General features: G+C 75.0%; 19 protein-coding genes. 10 read left to right on the forward strand and 9 right to left on the reverse strand.

The features are described from left to right. Positions 1-39 precede the first annotated feature (39 nt). The gene (locus ACFC2L_RS10455) at positions 40-255 is read right to left on the reverse strand and encodes a helix-turn-helix domain-containing protein (RefSeq protein WP_087472469.1); all 216 of its coding nucleotides are present in this window, start codon (positions 253-255) and stop codon (positions 40-42) included. A 127-nt stretch (positions 256-382) separates the two neighbouring features. Here ACFC2L_RS10455 and ACFC2L_RS10460 point away from each other — a divergent pair, with 127 nt between their 5' ends. Genes ACFC2L_RS10460 through ACFC2L_RS10470 form a run of 3 tightly spaced genes read left to right on the forward strand, consistent with a single transcriptional unit; the run spans position 383 to position 2,992 of the window. Further along, the gene (locus ACFC2L_RS10460) at positions 383-1,084 is read left to right on the forward strand and encodes an SAF domain-containing protein (RefSeq protein WP_375824245.1); all 702 of its coding nucleotides are present in this window, start codon (positions 383-385) and stop codon (positions 1,082-1,084) included. After that, on the forward strand, positions 1,081-2,457 hold the full coding sequence (locus tag ACFC2L_RS10465) for a CpaE family protein (RefSeq protein ID WP_375824246.1): 1,377 nt from the start codon (positions 1,081-1,083) through the stop codon (positions 2,455-2,457). The genes ACFC2L_RS10460 and ACFC2L_RS10465 overlap by 4 nt, the downstream gene beginning before the upstream one ends. Before the next feature lie 4 nt (positions 2,458-2,461). Next, complete coding sequence (locus tag ACFC2L_RS10470) at positions 2,462-2,992, forward strand: DUF6912 family protein (protein ID WP_253053279.1); 531 nt, start codon at positions 2,462-2,464, stop codon at positions 2,990-2,992. Between the two features lie 57 nt (positions 2,993-3,049). Here the strand turns inward: ACFC2L_RS10470 and hisN are convergent, their stop codons facing one another. After that, the gene (gene hisN / locus ACFC2L_RS10475; protein WP_375824248.1) at positions 3,050-3,844 is read right to left on the reverse strand and encodes a histidinol-phosphatase; all 795 of its coding nucleotides are present in this window, start codon (positions 3,842-3,844) and stop codon (positions 3,050-3,052) included. Positions 3,845-4,028: 184 nt separating this feature from the next. Between hisN and ACFC2L_RS10480 the strand changes: the two genes are divergently transcribed. After that, entirely contained in the window at positions 4,029-6,560 is a 2,532-nt protein-coding gene (locus tag ACFC2L_RS10480; protein WP_375824250.1) for a hypothetical protein, read from the forward strand. Positions 6,561-6,596: 36 nt separating this feature from the next. Here the strand turns inward: ACFC2L_RS10480 and rsgA are convergent, their stop codons facing one another. The 3 genes from rsgA to ACFC2L_RS10495 all read right to left on the reverse strand — a co-directional run bounded on the left by rsgA (position 6,597) and on the right by ACFC2L_RS10495 (position 9,801). Further along, entirely contained in the window at positions 6,597-7,670 is a 1,074-nt protein-coding gene (gene rsgA, locus ACFC2L_RS10485; RefSeq protein WP_375824251.1) for a ribosome small subunit-dependent GTPase A, read from the reverse strand. Then, complete coding sequence (gene aroA, locus ACFC2L_RS10490; protein WP_375824253.1) at positions 7,670-9,025, reverse strand: 3-phosphoshikimate 1-carboxyvinyltransferase; 1,356 nt, start codon at positions 9,023-9,025, stop codon at positions 7,670-7,672. Before aroA ends, rsgA begins: the two co-directional genes overlap by 1 nt. 71 nt (positions 9,026-9,096) lie before the next feature. Continuing rightward, the gene (locus ACFC2L_RS10495; protein ID WP_375824255.1) at positions 9,097-9,801 is read right to left on the reverse strand and encodes a DoxX family membrane protein; all 705 of its coding nucleotides are present in this window, start codon (positions 9,799-9,801) and stop codon (positions 9,097-9,099) included. A 335-nt stretch (positions 9,802-10,136) separates the two neighbouring features. On the opposite strand from ACFC2L_RS10495, the gene ACFC2L_RS10500 reads away from it, so the two are divergent. Both ACFC2L_RS10500 and rsrA read left to right on the forward strand, forming a co-directional pair. Next, positions 10,137-10,853 (forward strand): sigma-70 family RNA polymerase sigma factor, encoded by a 717-nt coding sequence (locus ACFC2L_RS10500; RefSeq protein ID WP_255318746.1) that lies wholly within the window; start codon positions 10,137-10,139, stop codon positions 10,851-10,853. Next, positions 10,850-11,185, forward strand: coding sequence for a mycothiol system anti-sigma-R factor (gene rsrA / locus ACFC2L_RS10505; RefSeq protein ID WP_375824256.1), 336 nt, complete (start codon positions 10,850-10,852; stop codon positions 11,183-11,185). Before ACFC2L_RS10500 ends, rsrA begins: the two co-directional genes overlap by 4 nt. A gap of 109 nt (positions 11,186-11,294) precedes the next feature. On the opposite strand, the gene ACFC2L_RS10510 is transcribed toward rsrA, so the two are convergent. Further along, a complete protein-coding gene (locus ACFC2L_RS10510; RefSeq protein ID WP_099052597.1) occupies positions 11,295-11,369 on the reverse strand; it encodes a 50S ribosomal protein bL37 in 75 nt (24 codons plus the stop codon). Positions 11,370-11,559: 190 nt separating this feature from the next. Here ACFC2L_RS10510 and ACFC2L_RS10515 point away from each other — a divergent pair, with 190 nt between their 5' ends. From ACFC2L_RS10515 to ACFC2L_RS10525, 3 genes are all read left to right on the forward strand, one after another. Next, entirely contained in the window at positions 11,560-12,489 is a 930-nt protein-coding gene (locus ACFC2L_RS10515) for a DUF4097 domain-containing protein (protein WP_375824257.1), read from the forward strand. Further along, positions 12,489-13,088: a PadR family transcriptional regulator gene (locus ACFC2L_RS10520; RefSeq protein ID WP_375824258.1), complete on the forward strand. Its 600-nt coding sequence runs from the start codon at positions 12,489-12,491 to the stop codon at positions 13,086-13,088. The genes ACFC2L_RS10515 and ACFC2L_RS10520 overlap by 1 nt, the downstream gene beginning before the upstream one ends. Positions 13,089-13,165: 77 nt before the next feature. Then, positions 13,166-13,969 carry a DUF4097 domain-containing protein gene (locus tag ACFC2L_RS10525; protein ID WP_375824259.1) on the forward strand — a complete coding sequence of 268 codons (804 nt, stop codon included), beginning with the start codon at positions 13,166-13,168 and terminating at the stop codon, positions 13,967-13,969. A gap of 72 nt (positions 13,970-14,041) precedes the next feature. On the opposite strand, the gene ACFC2L_RS10530 is transcribed toward ACFC2L_RS10525, so the two are convergent. Beyond that, positions 14,042-14,665, reverse strand: a complete 624-nt coding sequence (locus ACFC2L_RS10530; RefSeq protein ID WP_047232150.1) for a GDSL-type esterase/lipase family protein — start codon at positions 14,663-14,665, stop codon at positions 14,042-14,044. A gap of 93 nt (positions 14,666-14,758) precedes the next feature. Then, on the reverse strand, positions 14,759-15,673 hold the full coding sequence (locus tag ACFC2L_RS10535; RefSeq protein WP_375824260.1) for an aldose 1-epimerase family protein: 915 nt from the start codon (positions 15,671-15,673) through the stop codon (positions 14,759-14,761). A gap of 108 nt (positions 15,674-15,781) precedes the next feature. Here ACFC2L_RS10535 and ACFC2L_RS10540 point away from each other — a divergent pair, with 108 nt between their 5' ends. Next, positions 15,782-16,777: an aldo/keto reductase gene (locus ACFC2L_RS10540; protein WP_375824261.1), complete on the forward strand. Its 996-nt coding sequence runs from the start codon at positions 15,782-15,784 to the stop codon at positions 16,775-16,777. A 186-nt stretch (positions 16,778-16,963) separates the two neighbouring features. Here ACFC2L_RS10540 and ACFC2L_RS10545 read toward each other — a convergent pair whose 3' ends face one another. Further along, positions 16,964-20,752: a multifunctional oxoglutarate decarboxylase/oxoglutarate dehydrogenase thiamine pyrophosphate-binding subunit/dihydrolipoyllysine-residue succinyltransferase subunit gene (locus ACFC2L_RS10545; RefSeq protein WP_375824262.1), complete on the reverse strand. Its 3,789-nt coding sequence runs from the start codon at positions 20,750-20,752 to the stop codon at positions 16,964-16,966. Positions 20,753-21,071 lie beyond the last annotated feature (319 nt).

Raw genomic sequence — 21,071 nt, forward strand, 5'->3', positions numbered from 1 at the left:
GCGTCCGCACGGCACGGGGGGCGAGGGGGCGAGGGTCGGTCAGCCGTCGAAGTCGCCGGCCTCGATGCGCTGGCGCGTCTGGGCGTACATCCGCTGGATGTACGCCTCGAGCTCGCTGACCTCGACGCGCCACTGGCCCCGGCCGCCCACCTGGATCGCGGGGAGCTCCCCGGAGCGGACGAGCGCGTACGCCTGCGCCGCGGAGATGTTGAGCTCGTCCGTGACGTCGGCGAGGGTGAGGAACCGCTGGGCCATGGCGTCAGTCTGGCACGCGCGCGCCGCCGCCCGGCGCTCGTCCACAGGGTCTGCCGCGCGAGGCGCGGACCGGGGATCATGAAGCCGCGGCACGGCTGACGTGCCGGACCACCGAGGGGGAGAAAAGATGACGACGACCACGGAACGACCCGTGCGGGCCGAGCCCGCACCACGGCCTGCCGCGCGCCTGCGGCGACCCGGCTGGAAGGACCCGCGGCTCCTCGTGGGGATCGTCGTGGTCGCGCTGTCGGTGGCCCTGGGTTCGTGGGCCGTGAGCACCGCGAGCCGGACCGTCACCGTGTACGCGGCCGGGGCGGCGCTGACGCCCGGGACGGCCGTGACCGCCGCGGACCTGCGGACGGTCGAGGTGCGGCTCGGCGCGCAGACGGACCGCTACCTGCTCGTGGCGGACGGGCTCCCGGGCGAGGCCGTGGTCCTGCGGACCGTCGCCGAGGGCGAGCTGGTCCCCGCGTCGTCGCTCGGTGCGGCGTCCGACCTCGCGGTGCGCGCGGTCGCGGTCCCCGTGACGACGGGCCTCTCGGAGCGGATCGTCGCCGGGGCCGCGGTCGACGTCTGGTACGTCCCCGAGGTACCCGCGCCGACGGCCGGTGCCGAGCCGGGTGCCGCCGCGGACGACGAGGCGCCGCAGCCCGAGCTGCTCGTCGGCGGTGTCACCGTCGCGCAGGTCGACGAGGGCGAGGGGACGCTCGTCGTGGGTGGGCCGACGACGGTCCACCTCCTCGTCGGCGTCGACGACCTCCCGGCCGTGCTGGCGGCGGTGGCCGGGGACGGGACGATCGCGCTCGTCCCGGTCGGAGGTGCGGGATGAGCGGCGCGACCACGGTCGCGACCGTCCTGTGCGCGGTCCGCGGCGCGCGCGAGGCCGAGGTGGTCACGACGCTCGCCGCTCCGGGGCTCCAGGTCACGCGGCGGTGCGCCGACGTCGTCGAGCTGCTCGCCGCGGCCGCGGCCGGTGCGGGCCGGGTCGCCGTGGTGTCGTGCGACCTGCCCGCGTTGGACCGGCAGGCGATCGTCGACCTGCACGCCCACGGCGTCCGGGTCGTCGCGCTCGCCCCGGGCGGGACGTGGGAGGAGGGGCGGCTGCGCGCCTACGGGGTCGACGCGGTCGTGGACCTGGACTCCGCCCCGGACGCGCTGCGCGACGTCGTCCGCGCGGTCCTGCCGCTGCGCGAGGCGGAGCCGGGCGCGCCCGGCGCGGTCCGGCCCGTCGCAGGCGGCGCCACGGCGGACCCGGGGCCGGCGCCCCGCCTCGGACGGACCGTCGCTGTGTGGGGACCGACGGGGGCTCCCGGTCGCACGACGGTGGCGACGAACCTCGCCGCCGAGCTCGCGGGACCGCCGCCCGCGCGGCGCGCTCGTCCGCCGCGCCGGGAGCGGCGCCCCCCGGACGTGGACGTCCCGGCCGCGGTCCCGCCGTCGCCCGACGCGGAGGTCCTGCTCGTCGACGCGGACACGTACGGCGGGAGCGTCGCCCAGCGCCTCGGCCTGCTCGACGAGTCGCCGGGGCTGGCGGCGGCCGCCCGCAGCGCGCGTCAGGGCGTGCTCGACGCCGCAGGCCTGGTCGCGCTCGCTCCGACGGTCCTGCCGCGGGTCCGGGTGCTCACGGGCCTGACCCGGGCGGCCCGCTGGCCGGAGCTGCCCGGGGCGTCGCTCGACGCCGTGTGGGAGGTCGCGCGGTCGGTCGCCGACTGGACGGTCGTCGACTGCGGCTTCGGGATCGAGCGGGACGAGCTCCTGACATACGACACCCGCGCCCCGCAGCGCAACGACGCGACCTGGAGCGCGCTCGCGGCGGCGGACGTCGTGGTCGTCGTCGGCGCGGGCGACCCCGTCGGGCTCCAGCGCCTGGTCCGCGCGCTCGACGAGCTCGCCGAGACGGGCGCGTGCGTCGGCGCGGCGCGCGCCGTCGTGGTGAACCGTGTGCGCGCGAGCGTCGTCGGCCCCCGGCCGGAGCGAGCGGTGCGCGACGCGATGTCCCGCTACGCGAGCGTCGACGACCTGCACGTCGTCCCCGAGGACGCCGCGCTCGACCTCGGGCTCCGGGAGGGCCGCACGCTCGCCGAGTCGGCGCCCGCGAGCCCCGCCCGCCGCGCCCTCGCGCAGCTCGCCGCGCACGTGCGGGAGGCAGCACCGCCCGGGCGTGGTGCGGCGCACGGACCCGTGCTGGAGGCGGCACACTGAACCCATGCGCATCTACCTCCCCGCGACGCTCGACGAGCTCGACGCCGTCACCGTGACCGCCGACGCCGCCCGCTGGACCGTCGCCCCGCGCGGCGCCCACGCCGTGACCGCCGCGCTGACGCGCGCGCTGCCCGACGAGGACGAGGAGGGGCTGGAGTACGCGGCCGCGCTCGAGGCGGCGGACGACTCGCTGGCGCTCGTCGCCGCGCGACCGGACGCGCCGCGCCAGCGGCTCGTCGTGACGCTCGAGGTGCCCGACGGCGCGGTGCAGGTCGTGGGCGGGGACGACTCCGACGACGAGGACGCGCCCGCGCCCAGCGCCGTCGAGGTCCTGCGGACCGTGCCCGACGTCGCGATCGTGTGCGTGCACGTCGACGAGCCGGAGGCGGTCGAGGACGTGGAGGCGGTCCTCGCCGCGGCCGACGACGACGGCCCCGGCGCCGACGAGGCGCTCGACGCCGCGATCGACCGCGTGGGCGAGCGCGACCTGCTCTGGTACGACTGGTCGGAGCTCAAGGACGTGCCGCGCGGCTGACGTCCGCGCGGTGCGGCCGGCCCGCCGCCGTCGGGCGGTGCCCGACGGCGGTCCGCCTCAGCCGAGGCGGCCGAGCACCTCGTCGTGCAGCAGCCCGTTCGTCGCGACGGCGTTGCCGCCCCACGGGCCGTCAGCGCCGTCGAGCGACGTGAACCGGCCGCCGGCCTCGGTGACGATGGGGACGAGCGCGGCCATGTCGTAGAGCTCCAGCTCGGGCTCGGCCGCGGCGTCGACCGCGCCCTCGGCGACGAGCATGTACGACCAGAAGTCGCCGTAGCCGCGCGTGCGCCACGCGCCGCGCATGAGGTCGAGGAACGGGTCGAGCTTGCCGCGCTCCTCCCAGCCGTCGAGCGACGCGTAGGCGAGCGACGCGTCGGACCAGGACGAGACGCCCGACACCCGCAGCCGCGACGCGGCCGCGAGCGACTTGCCCGTCCACGCGCCGGTGCCCTTCGCTGCCCACCAGCGCCGGCCGAGCGCGGGCGCCGAGACGAGCCCGACGACGACCTCGTCCCCGTCGGCGAGCGCGATGAGCGTCGCCCAGACGGGCACCCCGCGCACGAAGTTCTTGGTCCCGTCGATCGGGTCGACGATCCAGCGCCGGGCGCCGTGACCGGTCTCGCCGTACTCCTCGCCGACGATCGCGTCGCGGCCGCGTGCGCGGCCGAGCTGGCCGCGGATGATCTCCTCGGCCGTGCGGTCGGCGTCGCTCACGGGCGTCGAGTCCGGCTTCGACTCGACGTGCAGGTCGAGCGCCTTGAAGCGCGACATCGTGTGCGCGTCGACCTGGTCGGCGATCACGTGGGCGAGGCGCAGGTCGTCGTCGTAGCCGCGCGTCGAGGGGGGCGTCATGGCTCACACCGTAGCGGCGAGCCGGTCGTGACGTGAGAGCGCCACGCGTGGGAGGCGGAACGCGGCGACGGCGCGCCTCGCGGGCGGGCCGGTGCCCCATCGGGCAGGGACGGTGCGCGCCCGGGCGCGCGATCGTGCTGGAGGGCGGGGCGCGGTCGTCGCATCCTGGCAGCGGGAGGGGCTCATGGGCAGGAGCCGCGGCGCTGTGCACGGGGTCGAGCCGGGCGCTCCGCGTGGCAGGGCGGCGGCGCCGAGGGCGTCCGTCGCGGCGCCGGCCGCGCAGCGCGGACGCGCCGGGCCGGCGCTCGCCGCGGGTCCGGTCGCGAGCGTGTCGGGGCTCGCGCTCGCCGGGGGGCTCCTGCAGCAGCTCCAGTCGGCGGCGGGCAACGGTGCGGTGACGAACGTGGTGTCGGTGCCGCCCGTCGTGCCGACGGTCGTCGTGTCGAGAGACCCCGACACCGGGCCGCGGCCGGCGGACGACGCACCGGCCGACGTGCCGGCGAGGTACGCCCGGCTGCTGCGACCGAGCCTCACCGAGGCGCAGACCCAGGCGCTCGGACGTGCCGTCGGCGGCGCCCCGCTCGTCGAGGCCGTGCGGCGGCGCGACGCGCTGCGGCTGCGGCTGGAGCAGCTCGACCGCGACCGGCCCTCGGCGGGGGTGGAGCCCGCGGAGGTCGTCGCCGCGCGGGAGGACGCGCGGGCGCAGGAGCGGGAGCTCACCGCGAGGATCGAGCGGGAGCTCGCGGCGCTCGGCGTCCCCGACGAGCGCGCGCTCGTGGCCCTCGTGGAGCGGGACTTCCCCGAGCAGTTCCTGGAGCACGCGAAGACCGTCGCGCAGGAGCTGCTCGCCGACAACGAGCGGGAGGCCCTCGCGGAGCGGGACCGCTACGCGCTGCAGGTGTGCTCGCCCGACCTCGAGGGGCTGCTCGAGGCGGACCGGACGCTCGCGAGCCTCGACTACCGGTCGCTCGAGATCTCCGTGGCCGCGGCCGAGCGGGTGCTCAGCAGGTACGCGCCGTCGGCCGGCGTCCTCACGCCGGCCGAGCTGGTGCAGAGCCTCCCCGAGAGCGAGCGGTCGGTGGGGGTGGACATCGCGAACCTCGACCGGAACCGGCAGCAGCTCCCGAGCAGGCGCGCCGTCTACGACCGTGCCCGCCTCGGGCTCGGTCGGCGCTTCCCCCTCCTGCTCAGCGACGGCTACCGGCCAGGTTCCTTCGCCGGCGCGCCGCCCGAGGAGCTCGGGCGTCTCACGGGCGAGCCGATCGCGGTCGTCGTCGAGAACATCGCGCGCGTGCGGGAGGCGATCGACCGGGACCGGCTCAAGGTCTGGAACCTGCGCTTCGTGGTCCGCCTCACGCAGGAGCGGCTGGGCGTGGACGATCCGGTGCTGCTCGCGGCGGTGCACCGGCGGATCGAGCTCGCGGAGGCCGACGAGTCGTTCCTCGCGGCCGCCAAGGTGGCGCTCGCGATCACGACGTCGTTGCTCGCCGGCGCTCTCCTCACCCCGCTGGCGGGAGCGGCCGTCGCGGCCGCCTGGGGCGTCGAGACGCTCACGGGCGACGTCACGGCCTACCGGGACGAGTCGGCGGCCGAGGGCGTCGCCCTCGACGCGGCCGTCGCCGACCTGTCGCTCGACGAGCCGACCCTCACGTGGATCGTCCTCGACGCGATCTTCCTGGCGCTCGACGTCGGGGCGGTGGCGCGCGGGCTGCGTCCGGTCGGCCGGGCGCTCACCGCGGCGCCGTCCGCGCTCCGTCTCCGCGCGTTCCGGGGCAGGGCCGCGGTCTTGTTCGGCGAGGACGTCGCCGAACGGCTCGCGTCGCGCGCCGCGAGCCGGTTCGGCATCACCGCGGCGGGCCGGGAGCTCGCCGAGCAGCAGCTGCGGGCGGCGCGCCAGGTCCTCGCCGGGCTCGACCTGTCCGACGAGGCGGTCGCGCGCGTGCTCGCGAAGGGCACCCACGTCGAGCACCTCAAGGGCCAGCTCGTGGAGGAGCTCGCGCACCGCGACATCGCCCGGCGCCTCGCGCAGGGTGCCGACCGCACGCTGGGGGTCGCGGACCGGACGGGCCTCGAGGTCCTCGAGGGGCACCGGCTCAGCGACCTGAGCGGTCGGGAGCTCACCGACGGCATGATCGTGCGTCGCGGACGCGACGGCGTGCTCGACGTCGTCACCGTCGTCGAGGCCAAGGCCGGTCCCAGCGCCGCCCAGGGGCTCCGCCGCACCGCCTCCGAGCTGGGAGACCCCGAGGAGTTCGCGCGCTTCGTCATCGAGCAGGAGCGGAGCCGCGTGGTGACGGTGCTGCGCACCGCAGGTCTCGGGGCCGACGCCGACGCCGTCGCGCGCGGGGCCGTCGGCGTCTCCGACGCCGCGGTCGACGCGATCGCGCGCGAGCAGAGCCTGCGGCGCGTCGTGACCCAGGCCGAGCTCGGCGGCCAGGTCCGCCGGGACGTCGAACGCCTCGCGCCGGGGGCGGACGACGCCGGCGACGTCGTCACGATCCTGGTCGACGGCGCACCCACCCCGGTCCGGCTCAGCCCGACGCGGACGCGCTTCGTCGGCGCGCTGCCGTCGGACGTGCCGGCGGCCGCCATCGAGGCCGACCTCGCCCGGCAGGGCTTCTCCTACGCGACGCTCCCGGTCGACGTCCCGGCGGCGCGGGTGACCGCGCTGGCCGAGCGGCTCGCCACCGTTGTGGCCGCGGCCCCGGCGCCGTGAGCGCGGCCCGGGGAGGGCGGCGGCCGCGGGACGGGCTCAGGCCGCGCCGGTGCGCGAGGCGAGCACGCGGCGGAACGACTCGAGCCGCGCGGCGCGGGCCGCGCGGGTCTCGTCGTCGGGCGACGCCTCGACCCACTCGTCGAGCGCGCAGTCCGGGGCGTCGTCGAGGTGGGTGCACCCGCGCGGGCAGTCCGCGGCGACCGCGTCGAGGTCCTCGAACGCGTGCAGCAGGTGGTCGACCTGCACGTGCGCGAGGCCGAACGACCGCACGCCGGGGGTGTCGATGACCCACCCGCCGCCCGGCAGGCGCAGCGCGACGGCCGACGTCGACGTGTGCCGGCCGCGACCCGTGACGTCGTTGACGTGGCCCGTCGCACGCTGCGCGTCCGGGACGAGCGCGTTGACGAGCGTCGACTTGCCGACGCCCGAGTGCCCGACGAACACGGACGTGCGTCCGGCCAGCGCAGCGCGCACCGCGCCGAGCGGCTCGATCGCCCAGCCGTCCGGCGCGAGGCCGTCGGGCGCGCGGCGCGTCACGACGACGGACACCCCGAGCGGCTCGTACAGCGCGCGCAGCGGCTCCGGGTCGGCGAGGTCCGCCTTGGTGAGGCACAGCAGGACGTCCATGCCGGCGTCGTACGCAGCGACCACGCACCGGTCGATCATGCGTGTGCGCGGCTCGGGCTCGGCGAGCGCGGTGACGACGACGAGCTGGTCGGCGTTGGCCACGATCACGCGCTCGTAGGGGTCGGTGTCGTCGGCCGTGCGGCGCAGCACCGACGACCGGTCCTGGATGCGCACGATCCGCGCGAGCGACCCGTCGTCGCCGGTCACGTCCCCGACGAGGTCCACCCGGTCCCCGCACACGATGCGGGTGCGGCCGAGCTCGCGCGCCTTCATCGCGAGGACCGTGCGCTCGTCCTCGCCGGTCGCGTCGCCGCCGTCCGGGCCGTCGTGCCCGACGAGCAGCGTGTACCGGCCGCGGTCCACGCCCGTGACGAACCCCGTCACCGCGTCCGCGTGCTCGGGCCGCTGCTTGGTGCGGGGACGGCTGCCGCGCTTGCCGGGGCGCGAGCGGAAGTCGGACTCGTCCGGGACGCGGCGGGCCATCAGCGGGCCGCCGCTCCCTCGCCGGGTCCCGTCCCGCCGCCGAGCATGCGCTGCCACATGTCCGCGAACCCGGGCAGCGTCTTGGCCGTCGTCTCGACGTTCTCGACGCCGACCCCCGGGACGCGCAGGCCGATCACGGCCGCGGAGGTCGCCATGCGGTGGTCGTGGTAGGTGCGGAACAGCGCGCCGTGCAGGGGGCGCGGCGTGATGACGAGGCCGTCGCGCGTCTCCTCCGCCTGCCCGCCGAGGCGCGTGATCTCCGTCGCGAGCGCGGCCAGCCGGTCGGTCTCGTGCCCGCGCAGGTGGGCGATGCCGCGCAGGCGGCTGGGGGAGTCCGCGAGGGCAGCCAGCGCGGCGATCGTCGGCGCGAGCTCGCCGGCGGCGTGCAGGTCGACGTCGACGCCGCGCACCTCGCCGGTGCCCGTCACGGACAGCACGTCGCCGTCCAGCGACGCGGTCGCGCCCATCGACTCGAGCAGCTCCGGGACCATCGCGCCGGGCTGGGTCGTCGCCGTCGGCCAGCCCGTGACGCGGACGGTGCCGCCCGCCACGAGCGCGGCCGCGAGGAAGGGCGCGGCGTTCGACAGGTCCGGCTCGACCTGCACGTCGCGCGCCGCGATCGGACCGGGCTCGACCCGCCAGATCGCGGGCCGCGAGTCGTCGACGACGACCCCGACCTCGCGCAGGACCTCCACCGTCATCTCGATGTGCGGCATGCTCGGCAGCGTGTGGCCGATTTGCCGGACGGTGAGGCCCTGGTCGTAGCGCGCGGCCGCGAGGAGGAGCCCGGAGACGAACTGGCTCGACGCCGACGCGTCGACGTCGACCGACCCGCCGCGCACCCGGCCGCGGCCGCGGATCGTGAACGGGAGCGTCGTCGGGAGCCCGTCGCCGTCGCCGTCGACCGGCACGTCGAGCGCGCTGAGCGCCGCGAGCACCGGGCCCATGGGGCGCACGCGCGCGCCCTCGTCGCCGTCGAACCGGACCGTGCCGTCGGCGAGCGCCGCGAGCGGCGGCAGGAAGCGCATGACGGTGCCGGCCAGGCCGCAGTCGACCTCGACGGGCCCGCGCAGCGGTCCGGGGGTCACGTGCAGCTCGCTCGGCGACGCGCCCTCCTCGACGCCGACGCCGAGCGTGCGCAGGGCGGCGATCATGAGGTCCGCGTCGCGGCTGCGCAGCGCACCGCGCAGCGTCCCGGGGCCGTCGGCGAGCGCGGCCAGCACGAGCAGCCGGTTCGTGAGCGACTTGGACCCCGGGACCTCGACCGTCGCGTCGAGCGGCCCGCCCGCCGTGGGCGCGGCCCAGCCCTCGTCGACGGCGGGGGGCACGGGCGCGGCGGAGGGCGTGGTCGTCATGGCCTCCAGGCTAGTGGAGGCACCGTGCCCGACGGCGGACGGTACCGCCGGGCGGACGCGTCCCGACCGCGTCAGGCGACCTTCGCGCGGACGGCGGCCTCGGCGTCGTGCACGGCGTCCGCGGCGAGGCCGGCGGCGTGCTGGGCCGCCTCCTGGGCGGCCTTCGTGGCGCGCCGCGCCGAGCGCCCGGCCTCCTTGGCCGCGCGCTTCGCCGCGCTCTTCGTGGAGCGGCTCGCCTCCTTCGCCGCTCCCCGGGCCGAGGCCGAGACGTCCTTCACGGCCCCCTTCGCGCTCGCGACCACGGCCTCCTGCTTCGCCTGCTTGGCGAGCGCGAGGTCGTGCCGGGCCTTCTCGAGGCGCCACTGCACGCCCGGGCGGCCCTCGTAGTCCGCGCCCGCGATGAGCGCCGCGCCGATCGCGCCGACGTTCGCCACGAACTTGCGCGTGCGCTCGGCGCGCGTCGCCCCGCCCGAGGTGAAGGGCTGGTTGACGACCGCGAGCGGCACCGTGAGCGCGGCGAGGGTCAGGGCCGCCGTGCGGGGCGCCTTGCCGACGGCGAGGAACAGCCCGGCGACGGCCGTCGCGGCCCCGTGGGCGCGCACGAGCACCGCGACCTGCTTCTCGCTGAGCGGAGCCTCGATGCCGGCGCTCTTCTCGACGAGCTCGACGCCCGAGCGCGCGGCTCGCACGTGCTCGGCGGGCTTGAGCGCGGCCTGGAGCCCGTCGTAGACGAACCACGAGGCCAGCATGGGCCTCGCGAGGTGACGCAGCAGCATCGGTTCTCTCCTCATCGCCGGTGACTCGCCGGGGTCCGCCGCAGGCGTCCACCGGTCGGTCCCAGCCTGCCGCGACCGCCGGGACGGCGCCACCCGCGGACCGTGAGGCACGCCTCACGTCGGAGCGTCAGAGCCTCGGCGGGGGCGGGAATGCGCGCGGGCACGCGGGGGTTGCACCACTCGTGACCGTCCTGCTCGAGACTCCCGCACCCGCCGCCCGGGCCGCGTCGTCGACCCCCGGGGCGCCGACGGCGGACGCGGCGTTCGCCGCCGCGTGGTCGGCACCGGTCACGTCACCGGACACCCAGACGAACAGGGGACTAGGCTCGTTGTTGATGACAGAGCGAATCTCCGGCAGCGACGTCTCCGGCAGCCCCGCGACGACGTCGGGAACGACGCCGGTCGAGGGCACGACGCTGCCCACGGACACGGACGCCGAGGACACGAACCGCGCGCCGCAGACCGAGAGCGACGCCGCGCGCGCCGCGCGGTTCGAGCAGGACGCGCTGCAGTACCTCGACCAGCTGTACTCCGCGGCGCTGCGCATGACGCGCAACCCGTCGGACGCCGAGGACCTGGTGCAGGAGACGTTCGCGAAGGCGTTCGCGGCGTTCCACCAGTACCGGCCGGGCACGAACCTCAAGGCGTGGCTGTACCGCATCCTCACGAACACGTTCATCAACACGTACCGCAAGAAGCAGCGCGAGCCGCAGCAGGCGCAGACGGACGACGTCGAGGACTGGCAGATCGCGCGCGCCGCGTCGCACACGTCGCAGGGGCTGCGCTCCGCCGAGGCGGAGGCGCTCGACCGGCTGCCGGACTCGGACGTGAAGCGCGCGCTGCAGGAGCTGCCCGAGGACCGACGCATGGTCGTGTACTACGCGGACGTCGAGGGCTTCCCCTACAAGGAGATCGCGGAGATCATGGGGACACCGATCGGCACGGTCATGTCCCGCCTGCACCGAGGCAGGCGCCAGCTGCGCGAGCTGTTGGCCGACTACGCCGTGAGGCGAGGACTGGTGGGGGCCAAGACCCCCGGAGGTGAGTCGTGAGCACGTCAGAGAGCCGGATCCCGGGGCGCGGCCCGGCCGAGGAGACGGTGACGCCCATCCCGCACTCGACCGCGGGGGAGTCGGAGTGCGAGCACGCGCTCACGCACCTCTACGAGTACCTCGACTCGGAGATGACGCCGGACGACGAGCTGCGCATGCGTGCGCACGTCGCGCACTGCTCGCCGTGCCTCGCCGAGCTGAGCGTCGAGGAGCTCGTCAAGCAGCTCGTGCGCCGCTCGTGCCACGAGAAGGCGCCGGCGGGGCTGCGGGAGCGCATCCACACGCAGCTCACGGTCATGGTCACGACGACGACCGTCGTCGAGACCCGCTGAGACCCGCCTGAGGGGCCGCCGGCCGCCGCGGGACCGAGAAGAGCGAGAGGGCCCGGACCGACGTCGTCGGTCCGGGCCCTCTCGCCGTCCCCCGGAGGGGTGCGCCGTCTCAGGCGTTGGGGCGCTTGCCGTGGTTCGCGGCGTTGCCCTTGCGGCTGCGACGCTTGCGTCCGCGCTTGCTCATGGTGTTCTCCTGACGATCGGGGGAGCCCCGCCGGTCTCGGCGGGTCAAGTCCGCCCACCATCGTCCCACACGCGACCCCTTGCCTCGGCCGAGCACGCGATATATCGTGTCTTGCGAAACGAGATATATCGCGAGTGTCCCACGCGACCGCTGCCATGGCGCAGGGGCGCGACCACGGACGGAGCACAGGATGACGCAGGAGAGCTGGACCGTCACCGGTCCGCAGGCCATCGACCTCGCGCGCGTGCGGACGCTCGACGCGACCGTCATCGGCGGACGCATCGACGTCGTCGCGCACGACGACCCGACGCGCACCGACACGCGCGTCGAGGTCCACTCGGTCGTGGGCCGCCCCCTGGAGGTGCGCCTCGAGGGGACCACGCTCCGGGTCGGCTACGGCCCCTTCGTCGCGGGCTGGAAGGGCTTCCTCGAGCGCTTCCGCACCTACACGGGCAAGGACGCGGCCGACGTCCACGTCGCCGTGCCGGCGACGACGACGGTCAAGGTCGCGACCGTGCAGGGCGAGGCCCTCGTCGCGGGCGTGCGCGACGGCGCCCGGCTGGCGACCGTCTCCGGCTCCGTGATGACGAGCCGCACGCGCGGCGAGCTGCGCGTCGACACGGTCTCGGGCGAGGTCTCGGCGAGCGAGCACGACGGCCCGGTCCGCATGGACTCCGTGTCCGGCGGCCTCACCGCGACCGGTGCGCTCCGTGCGCTGCGCCTCGACTCCGTCTCGGGGTCCGTCACCGTCGACACCCGGACGACCCCGTCCGAGATCACCGTGAGCGCCGTCTCCGCCGACGTGCTCGTGCGCCTGCCCGACCCCGACGCGATGGACTACGCGATCCGCTGCGTGAGCGGGCGCCTCCTCGTGGACGGCGCGGAGCAGCGCGGGTCCGCACGCTCGTTCCACCAGCCCGCGCGGTCCGGGAAGGGGTCGCCGGTTCGGGTCTCCGCCGTCTCCGGCGACGTGACCGTCCTGCGCGGGGCGCCGGAGGAGACGTCGTGGGACGCGGCCGGGCACCCGGTCGAGGACGCCCCGGCCGACGCCGACGCCCCCGTGTGGGGGGCCCCGGGGGCTCGCGGCGGCGCGCCGTCGAGCGGGCCGGTGGACCGCTGATGGCCACCGTCTTCGCGCACGGCGAGCTCCGGCTCTACCTCCTGGCGCTCCTCGACACGGGGCCCAAGCACGGCTACGAGCTCATCACCGAGCTCTCGGAGCGCTTCGGCGGCACCTACCGACCGAGCGCCGGGACCATCTATCCCCGCCTCGCGCGGCTCGAGGACGAGGGCCTCGTGCACCGCAGCGCGGACGGTCGCAAGACGACGTACGAGCTGACGCCCGCCGGTCGCGCGGAGATCGAGGCGCGTCGCGCGGACGTCGCGGCGCTGGAGCACGGCATCGCCGAGACGGTGCGCCAGCGCGCCGAGGCGCTGCGCGCCGACGTGCAGGGCTCGCTGAAGGGCCTGCGGGCCGAGCTCGCGGCCGCAGCGCAGACCGCGCGCGCCCGCCCGCGCGACGGAGAGGCCGACCCACGGCGCCGCGAGTCGTACGCGTGGCGCATGGAGGCCGAGGCGCTGCTCCAGCGATTCCGCGAGGACGTGCGCGCCGACCTGCGCCGGGCCGACGCGGCGAGCGTCGTCTCGGAGCTCACGGTCGACACCCTGCGCACCGTGCTCGACAGCGCGCGCAAGGCCGTGCGAGCGACCCTGCCCTGACCGACGATCACGAGAAACCCCTCGACGAACGACCAGCACCGCACCCCTGAACCGCAGCACCGAACGAGGAGAAGCGCATGAGCACCGAGTCCTGGGTCATCAACGCCCCCCAGACCGTCGACGTCGCCGACGTCCGGCGCGTCGTCGTCCAGCTCACTGACGGCGCGGTCGACGTCGTCGCCGACCCCGCGCGCGAGGCCGGGGCGCACCTCTACGTCAGCGAGGTGTCCGAGCGCCCCCTGCAGGTGAGCGTCCACGACGGCGAGCTGCGCGTCGGCTACGACTTCGCCGGCGTCGAGGGCCTCGTCGAGCGGGCCAAGGGCCTGCGCGACAAGGACCGCGCCGTGGTCCGCCTCACCGTCCCCGCCCACGTGCCGGTCAAGGTGACGACCGCGCGCGCCGCGGCCTCCGTCGTCGGGACGCGGGCCGACCTGTCCGTGACGACCGCGAAGGGCGCGGTGCGCGTCCAGGGCGTGTCGGGCACGGCGTCGATCAAGACGGCGACCGGCGCGGTCGACGTCGGCGAGCACGTCGGCGACGTCCACGTGAGCACCGCGTCCGGGGCGGTCACGCTCGGCGGGACCCTCGGCCGGGTGTCCGTCAACACCGTGACGAGCGGCGTCGAGGTCGTGGCGCGCGAGAGCACACCGCTCGTCGACGCCCGCACCGTCTCCGGCGACGTGGCCGTGCGCCTCGGCGCCGGGTCGCCGGTCAACCTCAAGGCCCGCAGCGTCACCGGCAAGGCCGTGCTCGACGGCGTCCGCCTGGACTCCGCCGCGCAGCGCACGACGTCGGTCGACCACGTCGACCAGCCGGGCGCCGGCGGCGCGTACGTCTCCGCGAACACCGTCTCGGGCGACCTCACGGTCTCGCGCGGCTGACGCCGACGCGCCGACGGCCCGCCGTCCCAGGAGTGGTCCTGGGGCGACGGGCCGTCGGCGTGCGTGGTCGGTTCAGACCGTGTCGTCCGGCAGGCCCAGCCACGCGTGCCAGCCCGTGTGCAGGACGAGCCAGGCCATGAGCCCGTAGCCCGCCTGCCCGGGGAACCCGTTGCCGCTCTGGGCGAGGTCCGCGAGCCACTGCTCGTGCGTCACGAGGGGGCTGAACGTGTCCACGTACGGCACGCGGCGCCGGTTCGCGACGTCCGAGAAGGCGTGCGAGAGCTCGGCGAGCCGCTCGGCGTCCTGCGCGTGGCCCGGCGGGGGGCCCACGACGAACGTCGGCAGGCGGTGCGACTCCGCGACGTCGAGCACGTTCGCGAGGTTGAGGCGCGAGCGCGCGACCGAGAGCCCCGCGTCCAGGTCGTGGCGGCCGAGGCCGATGACGAGGCGGTTGTCCACGTCCGGCTCGGGGGCGAACCGCCGCGCGGTCTCCGCCTCCCAGCGCTGGCTGAGCGCCGTCGTCGTCTCGCCGGGGATGGCGAGCGGGAACACGTAGGCCGGCTGGGGGAAGCGTGTGCGCGCGACGACGCGCCCCGCCCACCCCAGGGCCTTCGCGTCGCCGACGCCGGCGCTCAGCTCGTCGCCGACGACGCAGATCCGTACCTCACGACTCACGGCGTCCTCCACGGGCGCCATTCTCCCCGACGCGGACCGCGTGGGTCGAAACCGCCTCGTGGCGACGGCGTGTCCAGCCGGGCATATCGGACGGACCGCCCACGACCTGGCGGGTCAGAGCAGCGTCGCGCCCCAGACGACCTCGTGCGAGGCGCCCGGCTCGAGCCGGACGAGGCGGTCGCCGGTGCGGAACGCGTCCGCGATGCAGCTCATCGGCTCCGCGGCGACGCCGGACCGACGGAACGCGACGTCCCCCACGTGGTCGCCCGTGCAGACCTGCCACGTGTCCATGGAGCCGTCCATCCAGACGGCGGACGTGCGGCCGTCGGGGGCGGACAGGCGCATCCAGGACAGGCCGTCGGCGTCGCGCAGCACGTCGACGTAGGCGTCGTCGAGGTCGACGCCCGCGAGCAGGCGCGGCTCGCGCAGGTCGTAGCTCCCCGCGACGGGCTCGGTGCCGGTGGGCAGGAGCCGCTCGTCGGTCGTGACGCGGGTCGCGGCGTCGAGGCGCAGCGTGCACTCGTCGAGGTTCGCGCCGTCGGCGGACAGCCAGGGGTGGAAGCCGATCCCGTAGGGGGCGGTCGCGCCGCCGACGTTCGTGGTCCGCACGTGGACGCGCAGCCCCGCGTCGTCGAGCGAGTAGGTGACGCGCGTGACGAGGTCGAACGGGTAGCCGGGCGACGGCGGCAGGTGCAGCTCGAGCGTCGCGCGCGCGGCCTCGTGCTCGACGACGACCCAGCGCTGCCAGCAGGCGAGCCCGTGGAGGGCCGTGCCGCGCTCGGGCTCCGACACGGGCACCTGGTACGCCGTGTCGTCCACCTCGTACGCGCCGTCGCGCAGCCGGTTGGGCCAGGGGAGCAGGACCGCGCCGTTGAACGCGGGTGCGACCTCGTCCTCCGCGAAGGGGGTGAAGACGGGCCGGCCGCCCACCGCGTACTCGCGCACGGCCGCTCCCACCTCGGTGATCGTCGCTGCGTGCTCGCCGTGGGCGATGCGGACCTGGGTCCCCGAGGGGGCATGGGTGTTCACGCTCACATACGGTACTCGGCGTGCGAGCGTGCGCGATGCGCTCTCGGCAGTCAGACTCGGTGCCCGGGTGTGTCTCCCGACGCACCCGACGCAGCACGAGGAGGAACGATGGAACGACAGGTGCTCGGACGCACGGGACGGCTCGTCTCGGTCGTCGGACTGGGAACCTGGCAGCTCGGCGCCGACTGGGGCGACGTGAGCGAGGACGACGCGCGCGCCGTGCTCGACGCCTCGGCCGAGGCCGGCGTGACGTTCTTCGACACCGCGGACGTCTACGGCGACGGGCGCAGCGAGCAGATCATCGGCGGCTACCTCGCGGACAACCCGGGCCACGCGATCACTGTCGCGACTAAGATGGGACGCCGCGAGGCCCAGGACGCGGACAACTTCACTCTCGCGAAGTTCCGCGAGTGGACCGACCGGTCGCGTCGGAACCTCCGGACGGACCGCCTCGACCTCGTCCAGCTCCACTGCCCCCCGACGGCGGTCTACTCGCGCGACGAGGTCTATGACGGGCTCGACACGCTCGTCGCCGAGGGCGCGATCGCCAGCTACGGCGTGAGCGTCGAGACCGTCGACGAGGCGCTCACCGCGATCGCGCGCCCCCGTGTCGCGACCGTGCAGATCATCCTCAACGCGTTCCGGCTCAAGCCGCTCGACGCCGTGCTGCCCGCGGCGTCCGCCGCCGGGGTCGGCGTCATCGCGCGCGTGCCGCTCGCGTCCGGGCTGCTGTCGGGGAAGTACACGAAGGACACGACCTTCGCCGCCGACGACCATCGCACGTACAACCGCGACGGCAGCGCGTTCGACGTCGGCGAGACGTTCTCGGGCGTCGACTTCGAGACCGGCGTCCGGGCGGCGGGCGAGTTCACCACGCTCGTGCAGGACGTCGTCGGGCAGGAGCTCACGCCCGCCCAGGTCGCGATCGCGTGGGTCTGGCAGCAGCCGGGCGTGTCGACCGTCATCCCCGGCGCGCGCAACGTCGAGCAGGCCCGCTCGAACGCCGCCGCGGGCGACGCCGACGTCCTCGGCCCGCTCTTCACCTCGGGCGTCCGCGAAATCTACGACCGCCACCTGCGCGCGGCGGTCCACGACCGCTGGTGACCCGCGAGATCGACCCGTACGTCGCCAGATCGACCCCCTGAGGGTCGATCTCGGACGCTCGGGTCGATCTCGCGTTGGCGGCGACGACTCCCGGGCTCCCGGGCGCGACAGTGCCGCACGCACCGACGACGAAGACCCCCTCCGCGAGGGGGCCTTCGTCGTGTCCGGGGCCGGAGCCCGGCCGCGTCAGCGGGCGAACGCCTGCTCGAGGAGCACGGCCTGCTGGGCCTGGTGCTTCTTCGCCGTGCCCGCGGCGGTCGACGCCGACGCCGGACGCGAGACGACGCTCACGCGCGGCAGGTCCTCGGGCAGGTTGATGTGCACGAACGACCAGGCGCCCTGGTTCTCCGGCTCGTCCTGGACCCACACGACCTCGGCGCCCGGGTACTTCGCGAGCTCGGCCCGGATGCCGTCGACGTCGAGCGGGTAGAGCTGCTCGAGGCGGACGAGCGCCACGCCCTCGTCGCCGCGCTTGGTGCGCTCGGCGAGGAGGTCGTAGTAGACGCGGCCCGTGCTGAGCAGCACGCGGTCGACCTTCGCCGGCTCCGCGGTCGCGTCCGGGAGGACGGGCCGGAACGTGCCGGTCGTGAAGTCCTCGACGCTCGACGCGGCGGCCTTGAGGCGCAGGAGCTGCTTCGGCGTGAAGACGATGAGCGGACGACGTGGGCGGGCGTACGCCTGCTGGCGCAGCAGGTGGAAGTACGACGCGGGCGTCGACGGCTGCGCGATCGTCATGTTGTCCTCGGCGGCGAGCTGCAGGAACCGCTCGATGCGCGCCGACGAGTGGTCCGGCCCCTGGCCCTCGTAGCCGTGGGGGAGCAGCATGACGACCGAGGAGTGCTGGCCCCACTTCTGCTCGGCGGACGAGATGAACTCGTCGATCACCGTCTGGGCGCCGTTGACGAAGTCGCCGAACTGCGCCTCCCACAGCACGAGCGCGTCTGGGCGCTCGACGGAGTAGCCGTACTCGAAGCCGAGCGCGGCGTACTCGGACAGGGACGAGTCGTAGACCCAGAACTTGGCCTGGTCCGCCGACAGGTACAGCAGCGGCGTCCACTCGGCGCCCGTCTCGCGGTCGTGCAGGACGGCGTGGCGCTGCACGAACGTGCCGCGGCGCGAGTCCTGCCCGGCGAGGCGCACGGGCGTGCCCTCCGCGAGGAGCGAGCCGAACGCGGCGAGCTCGCCGAAGCCCCAGTCGATGCCGCCCTCGACGGACATCTGCCGACGCTTCTCGAGGAGCTGCGCGAGCTTGGGGTGGACGGTGAAGCCCTCCGGCGGCGCGACGTGCACCTGGCCGACGCGCTCGAGGACCGAGCGGTCGATCGCCGTCTTCCAGCCGACCATCGTGCCGGCGTCCTCGAGCTGGGACTCCGGGCGCTCGAGGCCGGCGATCGGCTCGCGGTCCGCGGCGGGCGTGAAGCCGCCCTCCTTGGTCTCGGTGAACACGCGCTCGAGCTGGGCCTGGTAGTCCTGGAGGACGTGCTCGGCCTCCTCGAGCGTGATGTCGCCGCGCGCGACGAGGTTCTCGGTGTAGAGCTTGCGCACCGAGCGCTTGGCCTCGATGAGGTTGTACATGAGCGGCTGCGTCATCGAGGGGTCGTCGCCCTCGTTGTGACCGCGGCGGCGGTAGCAGATCATGTCGATGATCACGTCGCGGTCGAACTGCTCGCGGAACGCGAAGGCCAGCTCCGCGACGCGCACGCACGCCTCCGGGTCGTCGCCGTTCACGTGGAAGATCGGGACCTGGTAGCCCTTGGCGACGTCGGTCGCGTACGTCGTCGAGCGCGACGACGACGGGCCGGTGGTGAAGCCGACCTGGTTGTTGATGAGCACGTGCACCGTGCCGCCCGTGCGGTACCCGCGCAGCTGCGCGAGGTTGAGCACCTCGGGCACGACGCCCTGGCCCGCGAAGGCCGCGTCGCCGTGGATGAGGATCGGCAGGACGGAGAACCCGTCGCCGCCCAGGTCGATGCGGTCCTGCTTGGCGCGCACGATGCCCTCGAGCACCGGGTCGACCGCCTCGAGGTGCGACGGGTTGGCGGCGAGGTAGACCTTGGTCGTCGCGCCGGTCTCGGCGGTGAAGACGCCCTCGGTGCCGAGGTGGTACTTCACGTCGCCCGAGCCCTGCACGCTCTTCGGGTCGAGGTTGCCCTCGAACTCGGCGAAGATCTGCGCGTAGCTCTTGCCCGCGATGTTGGCGAGCACGTTGAGGCGGCCGCGGTGGGCCATGCCGATGCCGACCTCGTCGAGGCCGTTCTCCGCCGCCTTCGACAGGATGGCGTCGAGCAGCGGGATGAGCGCCTCGCCGCCCTCGAGCGAGAAGCGCTTCTGCCCGACGAACTTCGTCTGCAGGAACGTCTCGAACGCCTCGGCCGAGTTGAGACGGCGCAGGATGCGGAGCTGGTCCTCGCGGGGCGTGCGCGCGTACCCGGACTCGAGCCGCTCCTGCAGCCACTTGCGCTGCGTGCGGTCGGCCAGGTGCATGTACTCCACGCCGACGGTGCGGCAGTAGGAGTCGCGCAGCAGACCGAGGATGTCGCGCAGCGAGGACTTGGTCCTGCCGCCGAAGCCGCCCGTGGGGAACGTGCGGTCCAGGTCCCACAGCGTCATCCCGTGGTTCTGGATGTCCAGGTCGCCGTGCTTGCGCTGCCGGTACGCGAGCGGGTCGGTGTCGGCCATGAGGTGCCCGCGCGACCGGTACGAGTGGATGAGCTCGGCGATCTTCGCGGGCTTGGCCGCCTCGATCTCGGCGTCCGTCGTGTTGTCGCGGACCCAGCGCACCGGCTCGTACGGGATGCGCAGCGCCGCGAACACGCGGTCGTAGAAGCCGTCCTCGCCGAGGAGCTTCTGCGACAGGATCCGCAGGAACTCGCCCGACTGCGCGCCCTGGATGATGCGGTGGTCGTAGGTCGACGTGATGGTCAGGACCTTCGAGATGCCCAGGCGCGCGAGGCGCTCGGTCGACGCGCCCGCGAACTCCGCGGGGTAGTCCATCGCACCGACGCCGATGATCGTGCCCTGGCCCGCCATGAGGCGCGGGACCGAGTGCACGGTGCCGATGCCGCCGGGGTTGGTGAGCGAGATCGTGGTCCCGGCGAAGTCGTCGACGCCGAGCTTGCCGCCGCGCGCGCGGCGCACGAGGTCCTCGTAGGCCGCCCAGAACTGGGCGAAGTCCATCGTCTCGGCCTTCTTGATGCTCGGCACGAGGAGCTGGCGCGACCCGTCCGGCTTCGCCAGGTCGATGGCGAGGCCGAAGTTGACGTGCGCCGGCTGGTTCACCGCGGGCTTGCCGTCGAGCTGCGTGTAGCTCGCGTTCATGACCGGCATGTCCGCCAGCGCCTCGACGAGCGCGAACCCGATGAGGTGGGTGAACGAGATCTTGCCGCCGCGGCCGCGCGCGAGGTGGTTGTTGATGACGATCCGGTTGTCGACCATGAGCTTGGCCGGCACCGCGCGCACCGACGTCGCCGTCGGCACCTGGATGCTGGCCTCCATGTTCGTCACGACGCGCGCCGCGGGCCCGCGGAGCTTCTGCACGTCGTCCCCGCCGGCCTCCGCCTCGGCCGTCGGCGCGCCGGCGACCTTGCGGGCCGGGACCTGCGCGTACGGCGCGGTCGCGGGCTGGGCGGTCGCGACGGGGCGCGTAGCCCGGACGGCCTCGGCGGCGGCGTTGACCGCGGGGTCGGCCGGGAGCTTCGGGGGCTTGACCCGCTGCGCCGCCTCGGCGGCGGCCGAGCCGTCCGTCACGGCGGCGGGAGCGACCGGCGCGGAGGGGGCTGCCGGGGCCGCGGCGGGCGCCGCGGAGGACCCGTTCACGGGCGTCGACGGCGCGTCGGCCGTCGTCGTGGCTGCCTCGGCACGCTCTGCCGGACGGTAGTCCTCGAAGAAGTCCCACCACGCGGGGTCGACCGCGTTCTTGTCCAGGAGATACTGCTCGTACAGCTCGTCGACCAGCCACTCGTTCGCTCCGAACACGGAGCTTGCGTCGCTGATCGCCTCTGACTCAGCCTTCGGGGACACGCGAGGATCGCCCACTTTCACACACAGGTCGCTGTCGGTCACAGTCTGCGAGCAGACGCGTGACGGCACGCGCGAGGCGTGGCGCCCGACGTCGGCACAGACTCGTCCGGATTCCGGACCACTCCAGCCTAGGCCCTCGACGGCGGCCCAGCGGGCTGCGCGGGGCGTTCGCGCGCGGCCTGTCCGCGGGTTCTTCACGCTGCGTCTGGGCCAGGCAAACGTGACCCCACGCGGACCTCGTCGGACGGCAAGATCGCGGAATTCCACGCCATCG

It is taken from the genome of Cellulosimicrobium sp. NPDC055967 (assembly GCF_042269845.1).
In the GTDB taxonomy this organism is placed as follows: Bacteria; Actinomycetota; Actinomycetes; order Actinomycetales; family Cellulomonadaceae; genus Cellulosimicrobium.